Origin of the sequence: Streptomyces sp. NPDC002176 (assembly GCF_044903645.1) — a bacterium.
Classification (GTDB): Bacteria; Actinomycetota; Actinomycetes; order Streptomycetales; family Streptomycetaceae; genus Streptomyces.
In genome coordinates, this window is the sequence record NZ_JBJDQW010000001.1 from 341,370 (window position 1) to 360,597 (window position 19,228).

The 19,228-nt window shown below is 73.4% G+C and carries 13 protein-coding genes; 9 read left to right on the forward strand and 4 right to left on the reverse strand.

The features are described from left to right. The first annotated feature begins 494 nt into the window (after positions 1–494). The 4 genes from ACI2LY_RS01490 to ACI2LY_RS01505 all read left to right on the forward strand — a co-directional run bounded on the left by ACI2LY_RS01490 (position 495) and on the right by ACI2LY_RS01505 (position 6,675). Positions 495–710, forward strand: coding sequence for a hypothetical protein (locus ACI2LY_RS01490; RefSeq protein WP_030805100.1), 216 nt, complete (start codon positions 495–497; stop codon positions 708–710). Positions 711–819: 109 nt separating this feature from the next. Further along, entirely contained in the window at positions 820–1,626 is an 807-nt protein-coding gene (locus tag ACI2LY_RS01495; protein ID WP_404705296.1) for an HlyD family efflux transporter periplasmic adaptor subunit, read from the forward strand. Next, a complete protein-coding gene (locus tag ACI2LY_RS01500) occupies positions 1,623–3,857 on the forward strand; it encodes an NHLP family bacteriocin export ABC transporter peptidase/permease/ATPase subunit (protein WP_404705297.1) in 2,235 nt (744 codons plus the stop codon). Before ACI2LY_RS01495 ends, ACI2LY_RS01500 begins: the two co-directional genes overlap by 4 nt. A 1-nt stretch (position 3,858) precedes the next feature. Beyond that, entirely contained in the window at positions 3,859–6,675 is a 2,817-nt protein-coding gene (locus ACI2LY_RS01505) for an NHLP bacteriocin export ABC transporter permease/ATPase subunit (RefSeq protein ID WP_404705298.1), read from the forward strand. Positions 6,676–6,874: 199 nt separating this feature from the next. Here ACI2LY_RS01505 and ACI2LY_RS01510 read toward each other — a convergent pair whose 3' ends face one another. Then, complete coding sequence (locus tag ACI2LY_RS01510) at positions 6,875–7,297, reverse strand: subtilase-type protease inhibitor (protein WP_404705299.1); 423 nt, start codon at positions 7,295–7,297, stop codon at positions 6,875–6,877. A gap of 450 nt (positions 7,298–7,747) precedes the next feature. Here ACI2LY_RS01510 and ACI2LY_RS01515 point away from each other — a divergent pair, with 450 nt between their 5' ends. Further along, positions 7,748–9,304: a purine-cytosine permease family protein gene (locus ACI2LY_RS01515; protein ID WP_404705300.1), complete on the forward strand. Its 1,557-nt coding sequence runs from the start codon at positions 7,748–7,750 to the stop codon at positions 9,302–9,304. A gap of 100 nt (positions 9,305–9,404) precedes the next feature. Next, positions 9,405–10,229 carry an SDR family oxidoreductase gene (locus ACI2LY_RS01520; RefSeq protein ID WP_404705301.1) on the forward strand — a complete coding sequence of 275 codons (825 nt, stop codon included), beginning with the start codon at positions 9,405–9,407 and terminating at the stop codon, positions 10,227–10,229. Between the two features lie 6 nt (positions 10,230–10,235). On the opposite strand, the gene ACI2LY_RS01525 is transcribed toward ACI2LY_RS01520, so the two are convergent. Both ACI2LY_RS01525 and ACI2LY_RS01530 read right to left on the reverse strand, forming a co-directional pair. Continuing rightward, positions 10,236–11,144: a hypothetical protein gene (locus ACI2LY_RS01525; protein WP_404705302.1), complete on the reverse strand. Its 909-nt coding sequence runs from the start codon at positions 11,142–11,144 to the stop codon at positions 10,236–10,238. Beyond that, on the reverse strand, positions 11,141–11,572 hold the full coding sequence (locus tag ACI2LY_RS01530) for a hypothetical protein (protein WP_404705303.1): 432 nt from the start codon (positions 11,570–11,572) through the stop codon (positions 11,141–11,143). The genes ACI2LY_RS01525 and ACI2LY_RS01530 overlap by 4 nt, the downstream gene beginning before the upstream one ends. A gap of 141 nt (positions 11,573–11,713) precedes the next feature. Here ACI2LY_RS01530 and ACI2LY_RS01535 point away from each other — a divergent pair, with 141 nt between their 5' ends. From ACI2LY_RS01535 to ACI2LY_RS01545, 3 genes are read left to right on the forward strand one after another with little or no spacing between them, the layout of a single operon-like run. Then, entirely contained in the window at positions 11,714–15,031 is a 3,318-nt protein-coding gene (locus ACI2LY_RS01535) for a CHAT domain-containing protein (RefSeq protein WP_404705304.1), read from the forward strand. 38 nt (positions 15,032–15,069) lie between these two features. Then, positions 15,070–16,215: a tetratricopeptide repeat protein gene (locus ACI2LY_RS01540; RefSeq protein WP_404705305.1), complete on the forward strand. Its 1,146-nt coding sequence runs from the start codon at positions 15,070–15,072 to the stop codon at positions 16,213–16,215. A gap of 44 nt (positions 16,216–16,259) precedes the next feature. Further along, positions 16,260–17,429: a lactate 2-monooxygenase gene (locus ACI2LY_RS01545; RefSeq protein ID WP_404705306.1), complete on the forward strand. Its 1,170-nt coding sequence runs from the start codon at positions 16,260–16,262 to the stop codon at positions 17,427–17,429. Here the strand turns inward: ACI2LY_RS01545 and ACI2LY_RS01550 are convergent. Next, positions 17,426–19,033: an RICIN domain-containing protein gene (locus ACI2LY_RS01550; RefSeq protein ID WP_404705307.1), complete on the reverse strand. Its 1,608-nt coding sequence runs from the start codon at positions 19,031–19,033 to the stop codon at positions 17,426–17,428. The genes ACI2LY_RS01545 and ACI2LY_RS01550 overlap by 4 nt on opposite strands. Positions 19,034–19,228: the final 195 nt, after the last annotated feature.

The following is a 19,228-nucleotide window of genomic DNA, read 5'->3' on the forward strand; positions in this document are numbered from 1 at the left end:
GCGCCCGGCCTGACACACCGCCACCTCGATCACCACGAGTCACGAGCAGGTCGCCCTGCGTCGAACACGCGGAGCGGAACCCCCGCTTCAGGGAATCTGCACATCCCGCACCCAGGCAGGTCACGGACCGTGAGGTTTGCGCACCGGTACGGGTGTCCCGGACACGCCTTTGGAGAGGTGTGCCGGATTCGCGTTACCGCCGGTAGTGGAGACGGCGCGACGACGGCGGGGGGAATGTGAAGGAGAACCGTCCACGTCGTGCGCGCCTCTGCACGAATGAACCTCACCCTGGGCCGAACTCGCTGGTGAGAGCCCTGCACAAGTGGAATCGGGCGCGGCGGGCGTGCTTTGATCCATCGCATCGCAGGAACCGCCCCATGGCTGCCGGAGACGGCGGCCGGAAGGTCTGGAACTCCTAGCGGTCGCGGCCGTCATCTGTCCCCAGAGGGGGCCGCTCCCCCCTTGTGAAGACCTATACGAAGGGAAGTTCTCCCATGAACTCCACCCCCCGTGTCGAGACCGTCGAGATCTCGGACGCCGAGCTGGACAACGTTTCCGGCGGCCTGTCCGTGAACGCCCTCTCCACCGTGACCGGCGCCGTCAACGGCATCGCCCCGGTTTCCGGCCTGGTGGACACCGCCGTCGGCACCGTCGAGGGTGTCACCGGCCTCAACACGGCCCCGGTCACCGGCCTGGTCGCCGGTCTCTGACCGCACCTCGGTGTCACCGAGAGTCCCGGACCCCCTCGCGGGTCCGGGACTCTCGGGCGTCCCGAAACTTTTTCCGTGACATCGTCTCTCCTCGGGTGAGGGAAGTTCCGTGCAGTTCCGCCAACAGGCCCTCGCCAAGCTCCAGTCACCGGAGGATCTCGACCTCCCGGTGCGGCTGGCACGCCCGCAGGGATGGCTCGTGCTGGGCATCACCGTCGTCGTGATGGCGGCCGCCTCGGTGTGGGCGGTGACCGGTACGGTCGCCTCCACCGTGAGCGCCCCGGCCATCCTCAACCACGGGCAGGGCAGTTACGTCCTGCAGAGCCCCGTGGCCGGTCAGGTCACCGGCGTGCTCGCCAGGCAGGGGCAGCGGCTGCCCGCGAACGCCCCCGTGCTCAAAGTCCGTACCGCGCAAGGCGATTCCGTGATCCGGACCGTCGCCGCGGGCCGCGTCACCGCGCTGGCCGCGACCATCGGCCAGATCGTGCAGACCGGCGCCGACGTGGCCGCCGTGGAGAAGGTCGCGCACGACTCGGACCCCCTGTACGCGACGGTGTACGTCCCCGCGGAGAACGCCGCCTCGATCCCCGCGCACGCCACCGTGGACCTGACCCTGTCCTCCGTACCGGCCGAGCGCTACGGCGTGCTGCGCGGCCGGGTGAAGTCGGTGGACCGTACGGCGCAGTCCGCGCAGTCGGTCGGCGCGTTCCTCGGCGACAGCCAGCTCGGACAGCAGTTCACGCGCAAGGGACGTCCGGTCGCCGTCCTCGTCGCCCTCGACAAGTCGACGTCCGCGAAGAGCGGTTACCGCTGGTCGACGGCCGGAGGGCCGCCGTTCGGGCTCGACTCCATGACCCTGGCCTCCGGTTCGGTCCATCTGACCGACCAGCGCCCGATCGATTGGCTGCTCCCGTGACCACCCCGACCGACACCGCGCAGGAGAACCGCGGCCGCAGACGGGCCGCACCGGCCCGCCGCCCGGTGCCCAAACCCCGTGGCGGCACGGTCCGTACGCCCACCGTGCTCCAGATGGAGGCCGTCGAGTGCGGCGCCGCCTCCCTCGCCATGGTGCTCGGCCACTACGGCCGCCATGTCCCGCTGGAGGAACTCCGCATCGCCTGCGGTGTCTCCCGCGACGGCTCACGCGCGAGCAACCTGCTGAAGGCGGCCCGGAGTTACGGGCTGACCGCCAAGGGCATGCAGATGGACCTGGCGGCGCTCGCCGAGGTGCGCGCCCCGGCCATCCTGTTCTGGGAGTTCAACCACTACGTCGTCTACGACGGCATGGGCCGCCGCTTCGGACGGCGCGGGGTGTACATCAACGACCCCGCCAAGGGCCGCCGCTTCGTGCCCATGGAGGAGTTCGACGGCAGCTTCACCGGTGTGGTGCTGGTGCTGGAGCCCGGCGACGGTTTCAGCAAGGGCGGCCGCAAGCCCGGTGTCCTCGGCGCGATGCCCGCCCGCCTGCGCGGCACGGCGGGCACCCTGCCCGCGGCGGTGCTGGCGAGCCTGCTGCTGGTCGCGGTGGGCGCGGCGATACCCGCGCTCAGCCGTACCTATATCGACATGTTCCTGATCGGCGGCCAGACCTCGCTGCTCGGCGTGCTGTTCGCGTCGATGGCGACCTGTGTGGCGCTGACCCTGGTGCTGACCTGGCTCCAGCAGGCCAATCTGCTGCACGGCCGGATCATCTCCTCCACGCTGTCCAGCGCCCGCTTCCTGCGGCATCTGCTGCGGCTGCCGGTCACCTTCTTCTCCCAGCGCTCCCCCGCCGACCTGGTGCAGCGCCTGCAGTCCAACGACCAGGTCGCCGAGACCCTGGCCCGCGACCTCGCGGCGGCGGGCGTGGACGCGATCGTGGTCGTGCTGTACGCGGTGCTGCTCTACACCTACGACCCGCAGCTGACCTTCGTCGGTATCGGCGTGGCGCTGCTGAACATCGTGGCGATGCGGCTGGTGATCCGGCTGCGCGCGACCCGTACCGCCAAGCTGCGGGCCGACACCGCGCGGCTGACCAACACCTCGTACACCGGGCTGCAGCTCATCGAGACGATGAAGGCGACCGGCGGGGAGGACGGCTACTTCCGCAAGTGGGCCGGGCAGCACGCGGCGACGTTGGAGGAGCAGCAGAAGCTCGGGGTGCCGAGCGCCTGGCTGGGTGTGGTCGCGCCGACGCTGGCCACCTTCAACAGCGCGCTGATCCTGTGGATCGGCGGTCTGAGGGCGGTCGAGGGGCACATCTCGGTCGGTCTGCTGGTGGCGTTCCAGGCGCTGGTGGCCCGATTCACCGCGCCGCTCACCCGGCTCAACGGCGTGGCGGGCCGCATCCAGGACTTCGCGGCCGACGTGGCCCGGCTGAAGGACGTGGAGAACTTCCAGGCCGACCCGCTGTACGCGCGCCCCGGCGGCGCCGACGACACGCGCAGGCTGCGCGGGCATGTCGAGCTGGAGGGTGTCACCTTCGGCTACAGCCCGCTGGACAAGCCGCTGCTGACCGACTTCGACCTCACGGTGGGGCCGGGGCAGCAGGTGGCGCTGGTGGGCGGTTCGGGCAGCGGCAAGTCGACGGTGTCCCGGCTGATCTCGGGGCTGTACGCGCCCTGGGAGGGCGTGATCCGGATCGACGACCGCCGCCTGGAGGACATCCCGCGCGGCGCGCTCGCCGCCTCGGTGTCCTTCGTGGACCAGGACGTGTTCCTCTTCGAGGGCTCGGTCCGCGACAACGTGGCGCTGTGGGACCCCTCGATCCCGGACGAGGCCGTGGAGGAGGCGCTGCGGGACGCGGCGCTGTACGACGTGGTGGCGCGCAGGCCGGGCGGGGTGCACAGCAAGGTCGAGCAGGACGGCCGGAACTTCTCCGGCGGCCAGCGGCAGCGGCTGGAGATCGCGCGGGCGCTGGTGCGTCGTCCCAGTGTCCTGGTGCTGGACGAGGTGACCAGCGCGCTGGACGCGGAGACCGAGCTGACCGTGATGGACAACCTGCGCAGGCGCGGCTGCGCCTGTGTGGTGATCGCCCACCGGCTCAGCACGGTCCGGGACAGCGACGAGATCGTGGTGCTCCAGCACGGCACGGTCGTGGAGCGGGGCAGGCACGAGGAGCTGGTGGCGCGCGGTGGCGCGTACGCGGCGCTGGTCAGGGAGCGGTGAGATGACGTCCACGCACGATGGTGATCTGGTGCTGGGTGCCCTCGGCTCGCTCGGTACGCGGGTCGACTGCGCCGGGCTGAACCGGCTGGATCTCGAAGGTCCGCAGGTGCTCTGGCTGGTGGCGGCGGGCGCCCTCGACCTGTTCGCGGTGGACGCCGCCGAGCAGGGCCACTGGCACCACCTGGGCCGGGTGGAGGCGGGCGCGCTGCTGCTCGGCCCGGTCGCGGGACCCCAGCACACCCTGGTGGCCCGCCCGGTGCGGGACTGTGTGGTGCACCGGGTGAACCTGCGCGAGCTGTACCAGGGCGCGCACACCGAGACCTGGTCGTACGACGAGTACGGCAACCCGCAGTACGTCCCGCCCTCCTCCAGCCCGCTGGAGTACGCCCTCGCGCTGGGCGTCGGCCGCGGTCTGTCGGTGCTGTTCCAGGCGCCGCTGGCCGAGGACCGGTCGGTGGCGCCGTCGGACGACGACGTGTTCTGGATGCAGGTGCCGCCGGGCAGCGCCCAGTACGGCTCGATGTACGGCGCGGAGGCGGCCGCCGACCTGCTGATGGACCCGGCGCTGTGGCAGAGCCTGGTCGACCAGCAGTACCGGCTGCTGACCGCGCTGGACCGGTGGATCGAGCAGCTGGAACGCACCCACGAGACCCGGGCGGCGGCCGGTATCAAGGCGGGTGAGGCGGTACGCGCCCACGCCGACCAGACGCTGCTCGCCTCCATCGGCAAGCGCTCGGCGCGGCGGACGACGGCCGCCGACGCGGACGCCGGGTACGCGGCCTGCAAGCTGGTCGCGCGGGCGGCCGGGATCACGCTGGCCGACCCGGCGCGCGGGATCGGCGAGAGCGAGCGCCTCGACCCGGTGGAACGGGTGGCGCTGGCCTCGCGGGTGCGGGTGCGGGCGGTGCGCCTGGAGGGCACCTGGTGGCGGGAGAACGTGGGCCCGCTGGTCGGCCATCGGGCGCTGTCCGGGGCGCCGGTGGCGCTGCTGTGGCGGCGCGGCGGCTATGTCGCGGTGCAGCCCGCGACCGGCCGGGAGACGCCGGTGGAGAAGGCGAACGCGGAGGAGTTCGAGCCGCGTGCGGTGATGTTCTACCGGCCGCTGCCCGAGAAGCGGCTCGGCCCGCTGGGCCTGCTCCGGTTCAGCCTGGGCGGGACCCGGAACGATCTGCTGAACCTGCTGCTGGCGGGGCTGGTGACGGTGGTGATCGGCGCGCTGGTGCCCATCGCAACCGGCAAGGTGCTCGGCGAGTACGTGCCGCAGGCGCGGGAGAACCTGATCGCGCAGGTGTGTCTCGCGGTGATGCTGAGCGGGGTGGTGTCGGCGGCGTTCACGCTGCTGGAGAACCTGACCATCCTGCGGCTGGAGGGCCGGATCGAGGGAGCGCTGCAACCGGCGGTCTGGGACCGGCTGCTGCGGCTGCCGACCCGGTTCTTCAGCGGGCGGTCCACCGGTGAGCTGGCGAGTGCCGCGATGGGCATCAGCTCGATCCGGCGGCTGCTGGCGGGCGTCGGCCCGGTGGTGGCGCAGTCGGTGACGATCGGCGCGATGAACGTCGGTCTGCTGCTGTACTACAGCGTGCCGATGGCGCTGGCCGCGATCGCGATGCTCCTGGTGATCGGCGCCGTCTTCACCGGGCTCGGGCTGTGGCAGGTGCGCTGGCAGCGGCGGCTGGTGACGCTCGGCAACAAGCTGAACAACCAGGCGTTCCAGACCCTGCGCGGGCTGCCCAAGCTGCGGGTGGCGTCGGCGGAGAACTACGCGTACGCCGCGTGGGCCGGTGAGTTCGCGCGCAGCCGGGAGCTCCAGCAGAAGGTCGGCCGGATCAAGAACATCAGCTCGGTGCTGGGCGCGGTGTATCTGCCGGTGTGCACGCTGGTGATGTTCATGCTGCTGGCGGGCCCGGCGAGGGGCGCGATGTCGGCGGCGTCGTTCCTCACCTTCAGCACGGCGGTCACGATGGTGCTGACCTCGGTCACCCAGCTCACCGGCGCCTTCGTGTCGGGCGTGGCGGCGCTGCCGCTGTTCGAGGAGATCCGCCCGGTGCTGGACGCCACCCCGGAGGTGCGGGCGGGGAGCACCCGGCCGGGCCCGCTGACCGGCGCGCTGGAGGCCCGGCGGCTGTCGTTCCGGTACTCCGACGACGGCCCGCTGGTCCTGGACGACGTGTCCTTCGCGGTACGGCCGGGCGAGTTCGTCGCGGTGGTCGGCCCGAGCGGCTGCGGCAAGTCCACCCTGCTGCGCCTGCTGATCGGCTTCGACAAGCCGGTCTCCGGCAGTGTGCTGTACGACGGCCAGGATCTCGGCGCGCTGGACCAGTCGGCGGTGCGGCGGCAGTGCGGGGTGGTGCTCCAGCACGCGCAGCCGTTCAACGGCTCCATCATGGACGTGGTCTGCGGCACCGAGCCGTACTCGCCGGAGGAGGTCATGGCGGCGATCGAGCTGGCGGGCCTGGCGGAGGACGTGCAGCGGATGCCGATGGGGCTGCACACCATCGTCGCCGGGAGCGGCGCGGTCTCCGGCGGGCAGCGCCAGCGGCTGATGATCGCCCAGGCGTTGATCCGCCGGCCGCGCATCCTCTTCTTCGACGAGGCGACCAGCGCCCTGGACAACGACACCCAGCGCACGGTCATCGAGTCGACCCGCAAGCTGAACGCCACCCGGATCGTGATCGCGCACCGGCTGTCCACCGTGATGGACGCGGACCGGGTGGTGGTGATGGAGGACGGCAAGGTGATCCAGCAGGGCACCCCCGCCGAACTGCTCGCCGACACCGGCGGCCGACTGCACGAACTGGTGCGCCGCCAGCTGGCGTAGACGTGGCTCAGGAGTGGATGTGCCGCTTCCCGGCGAGGCCCCCCACGGACCTGCCGGGAAGCGGCTTGGGGTCCGGAAGGCGGCGGCCCCACTCCGCCTCGCCCTCCCGGTACGGGATCGCCGGTCGCTCCGCTCCTGGGGGCCGCACTCCCCACTCGCGAAACCGGCCCGGTGGCACGGAGCCCGTGCGATCCCGGTCTCAGAACGCGAAGACGCTGCTGTCGAGCGCGTCCTTCGCGCAAGCGTTGCCGAACGTGCGCTCATAGGCGACCCGTTGGCCCTGCCAGACCCCCTGGACGGTGACGACCACCGGGTCGTACAGCCGTGTGCAGTGCACGTCGGGGCGGGCCTTGAGGGCGGTGAAGTCGCCTCTGACTCCGCGCAGTTCGGCGCAGGCGGCGGCAGCCGCGGGGTGGGTGCCGGTGGCCGTGGGCGCGCAGCTCAGGGTGACGGCGCGCTCCGGGGTGACCGTGGTCGCGCTGTCGCCGTGCCCGGTGGTGAGGATCAGTGCCGAGGGCGCGTACAGGGAGGCGGGCGCGGCTACGGAGGACCCGGTCAGGGGTCCGCAGACGGCGGCGGCGGCGAGGCCGAGGGCCCCGGCCCAGCGCGCGGTGTTCCGCATGGTGTGCATCCTTCCGCTCGATTCGAGGGTGTGCCGCCCGGTGCCCGGTGGGGCGCCGCGACGGCGAGCGCCACTCTGCCGAGTCCGCCGCCGGAACACACATCCCACCCATGACTTTCAGTAACATTGCGTATTGAATCAGTGGCGCGAAGTCACGGAATTCGAACAGGTCGACCCCGTAACGCCGGGCTTTCCGAACACGCGCGTCGGTCCGATGGCCGGAACTCACCGCCTGAGCAATCGGCCTGAAACATTCCGGTCCCCCGCGTCGGGGCCGCTTTCACGATCCGCCCGTGACACCTTCACGATTCCTCGCGTTCGCGCGGGTTTCGCCGGGCGAGAGGGGTGGGCGAACCCTCCATCGGGGCGGCCGAGGATGGATGAAACATCCCCTGGCCGCATGCTCCGATCCGGCCGTACGGTCGGCAGACCCCGTACCTGGAGCCCCAGTTGACCTCACAGCCCACCGACTCCCCCGCCGCGCCCTCGCTCACCGAGGTCGAGCCCTACGGTGTGGAGCGCATTCCGGACGCGGAACGCACCGCGACCCCGTTCGATCTGTTCCGGGTCGCCTTCGGCGGCGCCAACACCTTCTCCACCTGCGTGCTGGGCGCGTTCCCGATCCTGTTCGGGCTCTCCTTCTGGCAGGGCCTCGCGGCGACCGTGCTCGGGGTGCTCGCGGGCGCCCTGATCCTCTGTCCGATGGCGATGTTCGGCCCGGCGAACGGCACCAACAACGCGGTGTCCTCCTCCGCCCACCTGGGCGTGCACGGCCGCGTGGTGGGCTCCTTCCTCTCGCTGCTGACGGCGGTGGCGTTCTTCTCCATCTCGGTGTGGAGTTCCGGCGACGCCCTGGTCGGCGGCGCGCACCGGCTGTTCGGCCTCGGGCGCGGCACGCTGTCGTACGTCGTCGCGTACGCGCTGTTCGCCGGGCTGGTGCTCGCGGTGTGCGTGTACGGGTTCCGGTTCATGCTGTTCGTCAACAAGATCGCGGTGACCTCGGCGACGGTGCTCTTCCTGCTGGGCGCGGTCGCGTTCGGCGGCGACTTCGACCCGTCGTACGCGGGCTCGTTCACCGCCTCGGCGGACCCGGCCACGCAGGCGATGTTCTGGCCGTCGTTCATCGGCGCGGCGCTGATCGTGCTGTCGAACCCGGTGTCGTTCGGGGCGTTCCTGGGCGACTGGTCGCGGTACATCCCGGCGGACGCCCCGCGTCGGCGGGTGGTCGGCGCCGCGTTCCTCTCCCAGCTCGCCACGCTGCTGCCGTTCGTGTTCGGGCTGGCGACGGCGAGCATCATCGCCACCAAGGCACCGAAGTACGTCGACCCGGCCGCGCCCGACTTCGTGGGCGGGCTGCTGGCGATCTCGCCGAGCTGGTTCTTCCTGCCGGTGTGTCTGCTGGCCCTGATCGGCGGCATGTCCACCGGCACGACGGCGCTGTACGGCACCGGCCTCGACTTCTCCTCGGTGTTCCCCCGGCTGTCGCGGGTACGGGCGACGCTGCTGGTCGGCGTGGTGTCGATCGCGTTCATCTTCATCGGCCGGTTCGCGCTGGACCTGGTGCAGTCGATCTCCACCTTCGCCACGATGATCATCACCTGCACCACCCCGTGGATGGTGGTGATGATCCTGGGCTTCTTCACCCGTCGCGGCTGGTACGACCCGGACGCCCTCCAGGTCTTCAACCGCCGCCAGCGGGGCGGCCGTTACTGGTTCACCCACGGCTGGAACTGGCGTGGGATGACCGCGTGGTGGGTGTCGGCGCTGCTGGGCGTGCTCTTCACGAACATCCCCGGTCAGTTCGTCGGCCCGCTGGGCGACCTGGCGAACGGGGTCGACATCAGCCTGCCGCTGTCGCTGGCCGTGGCGGCGGTGCTGTACCTGACCCTGCTGTGGCTGTTCCCGGAGCCTCGCGCGGCCTATGGACCGGAGGGCGCGCGCTGGGTACCCACGCGGGAGCTGCCGGTGCCGCCGATCACGGAGGCGCCCACCCTGACCACCGTGTGACCTGCGCCACAACCCGGTCACTTTCCTCTAGGTACCTACTGTCCCCGCGACAGTAACGTCGCCGTGCACGAGGCAAGTCGGACTCGGGACGGAGAACAACATGATCGTGGTGACCGGAGCGACGGGGAACGTCGGACAGCCCCTGGTGCGGGCGCTCCTGGCGGCGGGCGAGCGGGTGACGGCGGTGTCCCGGCACGGCTCCGACCGGCTCCCGGAGCAGGTGCGGCAGCACCGGGCCGACCTGGCCGACCCGAAGAGCCTCGCCCCCGCGCTGGACGGGACCGAGGCGCTGTTCCTGCTGACGTCGGGCGACTTCGCGGCCACCGAGGGCGCGTTGAGCGGCCTGCTGGAGGTGGTCCGGGGCGGGGGCGTCCAGCGGATCGTCCTGCTGTCCTCGCAGGGGGTCGGCACGGGCGACCATCCGTCCGGCCCGGAGGACGCGGTCCGCGCCTCGGGGCTCGGCTGGACCGTGCTGCGGGCGGGCGGCTTCCACACCAACACCCTGCGGTGGGCGGACGCGGTGCGCGCGGAGCGGACGGTGACGGCGCCGTTCGGGGACGTCGGGCTGCCGACCGTCGACCCGGCCGACCTCGCGGAGGTGGCCGCGGTGGCGCTGCGGGACGCCACCCATGCCGGGCGCGTCTACGAGCTGACGGGACCGGCCCCGGTGTCGCCGCGCGAGCAGACCGCCGCGATCGGGGAGGCGCTGGGTGAGCCGGTGCGGTTCGTGGAGCAGACGCGGGAGGAGGCGAAGGCGGTGATGACGCGGTTCATGCCCGAGCAGGCCGTGGAGAGCACGCTCGACATCCTCGGGTCGCCGTCGGCCGGTCTGCGGCGGGTGAGCCCCAATGTCGAGAAGCTGCTGGGCCGGGCACCCCGATCCTACGGCGAGTGGGCGGTACGCCATGCGGCCGCCTTCCGCTGAGCGCGGTCAGTCCGGCTTGCTCAGCAGCCGGGTCACCTCCTCCCCCGTCGCCGGGGTGAGTCGGCCCGCGCATTCCAGGCCGAGCGCCTGGGCCAGGTCCTTGCCGTGGAGGTCCACCAGTGCCTCCGCGAGTTCCGCGAAGGACGCCGCCGCCGTGCGGCCGCGTACGGCTCCGGTCGCCGCCGTGACCACGCCGACCAGCGCGGCGGGCCACCACCAGGCGCCGAGCAGGAGGTAGGCCAGGCCCCAGGCGGTGAGCCGGGCGGCGGCGCTCAACGCGGCGCGGGCGGAGCCCAGTTCGGCCCGTGTGCTGTCGGGGGCGAGGAGCCAGAGGTGGGGCCAGGCGACGGTCAGGTCCAGACGGTAGGCCCGCCAGACACGCCGGTCCGGGGTGGTGACCCGGTCGCCGGTCCAGAACGGGTGGCGGGGTGCGACGAGGCCGCCCTCGTTGCGGCGGGCGTACCGCGCCTCCGCCTCGTCCGCGAGCGCGTCGGCGTCGGCAGCGCCGCCCAGCCGGGCCCGCCCGGCCGCGACCAGCGCCGTACGGTAGGCGTCGTCGGCCGCCCGCCACCGGCGCAGCCGCCGTGCCGTCAGCCACCGGGTCACCGGCCCGCGCGGCCCGGTCAGCCAGATCCGCTCGACCAGCGCGCCCACCGCCTGCACACCGGTGCCCGTCAGCGCGGCCCCGGCCAGCACACCGACCGCCACCACCGCGAGCACGCCCGCGCTGTGCGCTCCCGGCGCGGCCGCGAGGGTGTCCAGGCGCTCCCGCAGCCGCCCGGTGTCCTGCCAGTGCCGCTGGCCGAGGGTGACGGCGAGGGCCAGGGCGACGACGTACACCAGGCCGGGGATGGCCAGCAGGGCGAGCCAGCGTTCGGCCAGCTTGCCGCCGAGCGCGTTGAGGAACGCGGTCACGGGCGCAGCCCGATCTCCCTCAGCGGCTCTCCGAAGATCCGGCACCGCGCGGCCGGGCCGCCCTCCGGCGCGGGCGCCTCGACGCGGGCGCAGCAGCCGCCCGGACAGGCCAGTACACGCAGCAGGGGGTGCCCGGCGCCGGAGAGCCGCCGATAGACGGGTGGCGTGTCCGTCCGGTACGAGCCGAGGCCCGCGCTGAACCCGGCGGCCAGCAACAGATCCTCCAACTCGTCGAAGGAGTCCTCCAGTTCCTCCGGCGAGCGGCCACCCCGCACCTCGGCGGTGATGTGGTCGATCAACCGGTGCCCCTCCGGCCCGAGTTCCGGCACCCGGGAGGCCGCGCCGAGCCGGTGGCACAGCGCCGCCAGCCGCTCGTGGCCCGGCCCGTCGTGGCCGTCATCGCCGTCATCGCCGTCGACGTGGCTCATCCCCGTACCTCCCTGTACCGGCCGACAGACGACTCAGCATAACGAGAGCCTCCGGTGGACCAGTTGGGTAAAATCGGGCTCAGGGACTCCCGTGGGGCACGCCACGGGCGGGAGCCCACGGCGAGACATACGGGGGCCGTCATGGCGGACGCGCACGGAGCCGTCAACGACGCGCTCCGCCAAGTCGCCGCCCTGATCAGCGAGTTCGACCGCACGGGTGAACGCCATGCGCTGGACCGCGCGGTCGGCGTCTGCCGGGACGCCCTGCGGACGACACCGACGGACGACCGCGGGCGCACCGCGTTGCGGGCGGGACTGCGCACCACCCTCGTGATGCGCTGGTCGGCGCTCCACGACCGGCGCGACCTGGACGAGTCGATCACACTGGGCCGACTGCTCGCCGAGGGCCCGGCACCCGACGAGCAGGACCTCCGCCTGCTGGGCCACATGCTGGCCGAACGCCACGAACTCAGCGGTGATCCGGCCGACTTGGCAGCGGGGATCACCGCGTTACGGCGCGCGGCCGAACTGCCCATGCGCGGCTGGGACAACCGGCCGTTCATCCTCGACACGCTCGGCGGTCTGCTGGAGAAGCGCGGCGGGGCGACGGGCGACGGCGCCGACCTGGTGGAGGCGGCGCGGCTGCGCCGGGTGGCCCTGACCCTGCTGTCCGAGGACTCCCCGGAGCTGCCGACCGTACGGAACAACCTGGCGGCGACCCTCCGCCACGCCGCCGAGCTGCACCGGAACCCGGACCAGGCGCGGGAGGCCGTGGAGCTGCTGGGCGCGGCCCTCACCGGCACCCCGCCCGACTCGCCGCGCCGTCCGCAGGCGCTGCTCAACCTGGCCACGGCCTGGCAGACGAAGGCCGAACTGACCTCCCGGGCCGCCGACGTCGAGGCCATGGTCGCCGCACACCGCGCGGCCCACGCCGAGACCCCCAGGGGGCACCCCCTACGGGTGCGGACCCTGACCGGGCTGGGCGTGGCGCTCCGGCTGGCGGCCGAGCACACCGAGGACACCGGTCAGCTGCGGGAAGCCGTGGCCCTGCTGACCGAGGCCGTACGGGAGACACCGCAGGGTAGTCGGCCGCTCCCGCACCGGCTGAACAGTCTCGGCAACGCCCTGCACCGGCTCGGGGAACGCATCGGCGACGCCGCCCTGCTGGACGAGTCGGTACGCGTCCTGCGCGCGGCCATCGCGGAGCCCTCGCCCCAGGAGGAGGGCCACTTCGAGCGGGTGGCGAACCTCGCGCTGGCCCTGCGCGAGCGCTACCACCAGACGAGCGACCTGGAGACGCTCCGCGAGGCCGCCGGGCTGGCCCGGCTGGCGCTGAACACGCCCCGTACGGCGCGCGACTCCGACACCCCGCTCGCCAACCTCGGGGTGATCCTCCAGACCTGGTCCGACCGGACGGGTGACGTGGACGCCGCCGACGAGGCCGTCGACGCGGCCCGCCGGGTGCTCGCCCGGACCCCGCCGGGCGGCACGAAGCGGGCCATGCGGCTGAACCACCTCGGCAACGCCCTGTTCAAGCGGTTCGAGTCCGGGGGCGCCCCGGCCGACCTGGCGGAGTCGGTCGCGATGCTGACCGAGGCCGTGGAACGGACGGCGTACGGCACGCCGGAGCACGCCGACCATCTGCACAACCTGGGTCTGGCCCAGCTCACCGGAGCCCGCGCGGCCGAGGACCCGGCGCTGCTGAACCAGGCGGTGACCACGCTGGGCCGGGCGGTGTGGGCGTCGGCCCCCGGCGCGGCGCACATCGCCAACCGCCTCCAGTCGTACGCGTCCGCGCTGCGCACCCTGCACGAGGTGACCGAGGACCCGGCCGTGCTGCTCGCGGCGGAGGACGCCTACCGGCAGGTCGCCCGGATCACGACGCTGCCCGCCGCGCAGCGCGTCCGGGCCGCGTACTCCTGGGGCATCGCGGCGGGGGACGCGGGCCGCTGGGAGCAGGCCCTCGAGGGGTTCGAACTCGCCCTCGCCCTGCTGCCGTTCAGCATCACCAGACGGCTGAACCGCAGCGACCAGGAACACGGGCTGACCAGTGTGCAGGGGCTGGCCGCCGATGCCGCGGCGTGTGCCGTGCACCTGGGCCGACTCGACCACGCGGTGCTGCTGCTGGAGCAGGGGCGCGGGGTGCTGATCGGGCAGACGATCACGGCGCGTGCCGAACTGGAGCGGCTGCGGGCCGCGTATCCGGAGGCCGCCGACCGTTTCCTGGGGCTGCGCGATCTCATCGAGGCGCTGGACTCTACGGAGGGGGAGAACACCGACGAACGGCACGCGCTCGCGGCCCGGTGGGAGCGGCTGGTCACCGAGATCCGCGCGCTGCCGGGCTTCGGCGGCTTCCTGGGCGGTCCGAGCACCGCCGAAGTGCGGGCGTGTGCCGGGCGGGGGCCGGTGGTCGTGGTGTACGCGAGTCCGTACCGCAGCGACGCGCTGGTGCTGCTGCCGGACCGGGTGCTCCTGGTCCCGCTGCCGGACGCGGCACTTCCGGCCGTGGAGAGGCAGGTGGGACACCTGACCGCGGCGCTCGCCGAGGCGGCCGCCCCGGACGGGGAGCGGGCCGCGCAGGAGGCGGTCGCGGGGGTGCTCGCCTGGACGTGGGACCACGTCACCGGGCCGGTCCTGGACGCGCTGGGGCTGTCCGCTCCGCCCCCGGACGGCGCCTGGCCGAGGGTGTGGTGGTCGCCGGGCGGGCCGCTCGCCGCGCTGCCGCTGCACGCGGCCGGTCACCACGGCGACCCCACGCGTACGGTGCTGGATCTCGCGGTCTCCTCCTACACGCCGACCGTCCGCGCCCTCGCCTACGCCCGTGCCCGCGCGGCGGGCCCTCCGCCGACCGGGCGCCTGCTCGCGGTGGTCGTCCCGGACGCCCCCGGTGCCCGCAGGCTCGACGGGGTGCGCCGGGAGGTGCGGGAGCTGAGCGCGCTGCTGCCGACCGAGGTGGTCGCGGGGCCGCGTGCCACGTTCGCCGGGGTGATGGCGGCGCTCCCCGCGCATCCGTACGTGCACTTCGCCTGCCACGGGGTGAGCGAGCCGGACGACCCGTCCCGGGCGCGGCTGCTGGTGCACGACCACCGGGAGCATCCGCTGACGGTACGTCACATCTCGCGCCTCGAACTGCCTGACGCCCGGCTGGCCGTGCTGTCGGCCTGCGAGACCGCGCGGGGCTCGGAGCGGCTGGCGGACGAGGCGATCCACATCACCTCGGCGTTCCAGATCGCCGGGTACCCGCACGCGATCGGCACCCTCTGGCCGGTGCACGACGCGGTGGCGGTACGGGTGACCCGGAGCCTGTACCGGGGGCTGCGCGGCGAACCCCGCACCGACTCGGTGGAGTTGGACGCCGAACGGGCGGCCCTCGCGCTGCACCACGCCGTCCGGGAGTGCCGGACGGCCTTCCCCGGCAGCCCCAGCCTGTGGGCGGCCCATGTGCACTCCGGGGCGTGAAGCCCCAGACCCGGACGAGGAGAGGAGGGGGTCGCGACATGGCCCTCGGATGGCGCAAGAAGCGCGAGGACGACGAGCAACGGGACGCGCCGGAACCGGAACTGCCCCCGGCCGCCGACCTGGTCTTCACGCTGCTCAACGACGACGGCAGCGAGCAGGAGATCTCCCGTGTCGGCCTGCCCCCGCACGAGTACTACGGCATGCGGGCCAACGCGGCCCATCAGCGGCTCGGCCCCGAACACCCGGAGACTCTGCTGGCGTTCCGCGACTACGCCCGCGTGCTGACCCATATGGAGGGCCGCCAGGAGGAGGCGCGCGAGCGGCTGTGGGACCTGGTGCGCACCCAGTCCCTCACCATCGGCTACGTCCACGAGGACACTCTGACGACCGCCGCCGACCTGGCCGGTCTGATGCACGTCACGGGCGAACTGGGCAAGTCCGAGGAGGTGTGGCGCAGCGTGTGGACCAGCCGCGCCGAACTCCTCGGCCCGGACCACCCGCACACCCTGGACAGCGCGTCGTCGCTGGCCTCGGTGCTGGAGGACCTGCGCCGGGAGGCGGAGGCGGCCGCGCTGCGCCGGGATGTGCTGGAGCGCCGGAAGCGGCTGCTCGGCCCGGACGACCCGGTGGTCCTCTCCGCCACCGGCAGCCATGCGGCGGCACTGGTCAAGGCGGGCCACTGGGCCGAGGCGGAGCGCGAACTGCGCCTGCTGGTGGCCCGGTTGGAGCGACGGAACCTCCAGGACGACGACATCGGTCTGGCCGCGCGGGCCAACCTGGGCGCCGCGCTGTGCCGACTGGGCCGTCTCGACGAGGCGGAGGCGGTGATGCGTTCCGTGCTCACCGCCCAGCAGCGCGCCAAGGGCCCGGACCACGACGACACCCTCTCCACCCGCAACAACCTCGCCGCCGTGCTCCACGCCCGCGAGCGCTACGCGGAGTCGGCCCACGTCCTGCGCGAGGTCCTGTCCCTGGTGTCCCGCCGCAGGGGCGAGGCCCATCCCGACACCCTGCACGCCCGCGACAACCTGGCCAACGTCCTCATCGACAACGGCGACCACCGGGAGGCCGCCACCCTCCTCACCCGCTGCCAGGCCGACTACGCCCGGGTCTTCGGCCCCCACCACCCCCTGACCCGCACAGCGGCGGAACGACTGGCCTGGCTACGGGACAACTCGCCCTGAGGCACACTGAGCTGAGTGTGACACCGTAGAGAGGGAGCGGCGGCGTGGGCGCACGGTGGGCCGATTTTCAGTACGAGATCTACCTGAACGGGATGAACGGGACGGTGCCCCGGCTGCCCACCGATCTGACCCGGCTGGAGGAGCTGGCGGAGCACCGGCTCGGGCCGGGGCCGGTCGGGTATGTCGCGGGGAGCGCCGGGGACGGAAGCACCGAGCGGGCCAACCGGGCCGCGCTGGAACGGCGTCGGATCGTGCCGCGCATGCTGCGGGACGTCTCGGAGCGGGACCTTTCCGTGCGGGTGCTGGGCCGTGAGCTGCCCGCGCCGCTGGCCCTCGCGCCCGTAGGCGTACTGTCGATCATGCATCCGGACGCGGAGTGCGCGGCCGCGCGGGCCGCCGCCGCGCAGGGCGTGCCGTACATCCTGTCGTCGGCGTCGAGCACGCCGCTGGAGACCGTCGCGGAGGCGATGGGGGACGCCGAGCGGTGGTTCCAGCTGTACTGGGGCAGCGACCGCGAGGTGACCCGGAGTTTCCTGGGCCGGGCGAAGGCGGCCGGGTTCTCGGTACTGGTCGTCACGCTGGACACCCCGCTGCTGTCCTGGCGCCCCCGCGACCTGGACCGGGCGTATCTGCCGTTCCTGCACGGGGTCGGCACCGCGAACTACTTCACCGACCCCGCCTTCCGGGCCGGGCTGGCCAAGCCGGTGGAGGAGGACCCGAACGCGGCCGTCCTGCACTTCCTCGGCCTGTTCGGGGACGCCGGGCACACCTGGCCGGACCTGGCGTTCCTCCGGGAGCACTGGGACGGCCCCATCGTCCTGAAGGGCATCCTGCACCCGGACGACGCCCGCGCGGCCGCCGACGCCGGGATGGACGGGGTGGTGGTCTCCAACCACGGGGGCCGCCAGGTCGCCGGTTCGCTCGCGGCCGCGGACGCGCTGCCGGGGGTCGTGGACGCGGTCGGCGACCGGCTGGACGTGCTGTTCGACAGCGGCATCCGCACCGGCGACGACATCGCCAAGGTGCTCGCCCTGGGCGCCCGCGCGGTCCTGCTCGGCCGCCCCTACGCGTACGGGCTCGGGCTGGACGGGCAGGCGGGCGTCGCGCACGTCATCCGCTCCATCCTGGCCGAACTCGACCTGACCCTGGCCCTCTCCGGCCACGCCACCCCGGCCACCCTGGACCCGTCCGTCCTCACGGAGCAGCCGGGCTAGGCACCCTGTTCCGGCGCCTCTGCCTGACGGGCCGGAGCCTCGGGGGTCTCCGCTATCGACAGCGAGCCGGGGGTGGCCGACGGGGTGTCGGTCAGCCAGTGCTGGGCCGACGAGCGGTCCCGGAGCGAGACCACGATGTCGGCGCCGGGACGCGCGTCGGCCGACGACAGGGCGAGCGTCTCGTCCCAGAGAGGCAGCAACTCGCCCTGCACGGTGAGGTCGTAGCGCACGTCGTTCCCCCGCTCGGTGCCCGCGTCGTCGCAGGTGCCGAGGATGACGACGGCGGCGTCCGCGTGCGAGTCCAGGCAGAGCTGGGGGTCGGCCTGGCTGTGCAGGAGGCCGTCGGCGTCGTAGGTCCACTGCTGGGTGAGGGCGTCGGAGCACAGCGCCAGCGTCACCAGCGCGCCGCGCTCGGGCTCGCCCTTGATGCCCAGGCAGAGCCCGGCCGCGACGTTGCGCAGCCGCGTCGGCCGCCCCGCGAGCGGCAGGGCGGGCGTGGAGGCGGCCGTCGAGGGCCGCGCGGTACGGGGGTCGGCGGCGGGCGCGGCCCCGGCGGAGACCACCGGGGTGCGCCCGCCGTCGTCCTCGGGCCATACGGCGACGGCCAGGCCGGTCACCAGCAGCCCGGCCGAGACGAAGCCCGCCCCGGTCCGCAGCGACCAGCCGGTGCCGCGCCCGCGCCCGGACCGGGCACCACGGGCCGGTGCCCCCCGCTTGCCGCCGCGCCTGCGCCCGCCGGAGCGCGGGGCGACCTCGGCCTGAGTGACGGCCTGCCCCCGGCCGGGGCGGGAGTCGAGGTAGCGGCGGGCGCCCCAGCCGAGGACCGCCTCGGCGAGCAGCAGCCCGGGGCCGGTGTCGATCTGGCCGAGCTGCTCGGCGGCGTACCGGCAGTACGAGCAGGCGTCCAGGTGCTGGCGGACATCGGGCAGCACGGCCCCGCCCCGGCGCACGGGCACGTCGAGCAGCCGGTTGTAGTGGCGGCACTCCCCACTGGGAGCCAGCTCACGGTGTGCGCGCAGCACACCCGCGCGGAGCTTCTCCCGGCTCTGTTCCAGCGCGGCGGCCGCGCCCACCGGGTCCACGCCGAGCAGCGCGGCGGGGACGGTCACGGGCTCGGCCTCCACCTCGGTGTGCCACAGCAGCGCCTGTTCGAGCCGGGGCAGCAGGTGGAAGGCCCGCTCGGCGAGGGCGCGGTTCTCCGGGGTGAGCGAGTTCGCGGCGCGCATGCCACGCCCTCCGGCGGGCTTGCCGAGGCCGGGCAGGGCGGCGGTGACCCGGTCGGTGGCCGCCCAGTCGAGGACCGTGTCCCGTACGGCCACCAGCAGCCGGGGCCGCAGCGCCTCGGCGGGCTCGCCGAGGGTGAGCCGGTCCAGGGCCTGGTGGAAGACGGCGGCGGTGACCATCTGGGCCAGTGGTCCGGGGCCCGCGAGGCAGATGACGGCGTAGTCGGCGGCTGGCTGCCAGTGCCGGGCCATCAGCAGGGCGGCGGCCCGGGACGCCTCCACGTCCGAACCGGCGCGCAGCGAGGCGGCCGTGGACTCGTCGGACTCCCCCGCCGCCATGCCGGGCAGGTAGGGGGGAAGAGGCGGCTGAGGGGTGGTCACTGAGCGGATTCCTTTGGCGCGTGCGGAGCGTCGGAGCGGACCTCCGGGAGGCGCACGGGGAGCGGGGACCCTTGAGGCCCACGATCGGCGTGGCTCCGGCCCGGCCGTCCAACTGCCGAATCGGTCCCGGACTTCACCCCCCGCACGGGAGTGTCACCCTCGCACAACATCTCCACACGCAACAAGGAGCACGTC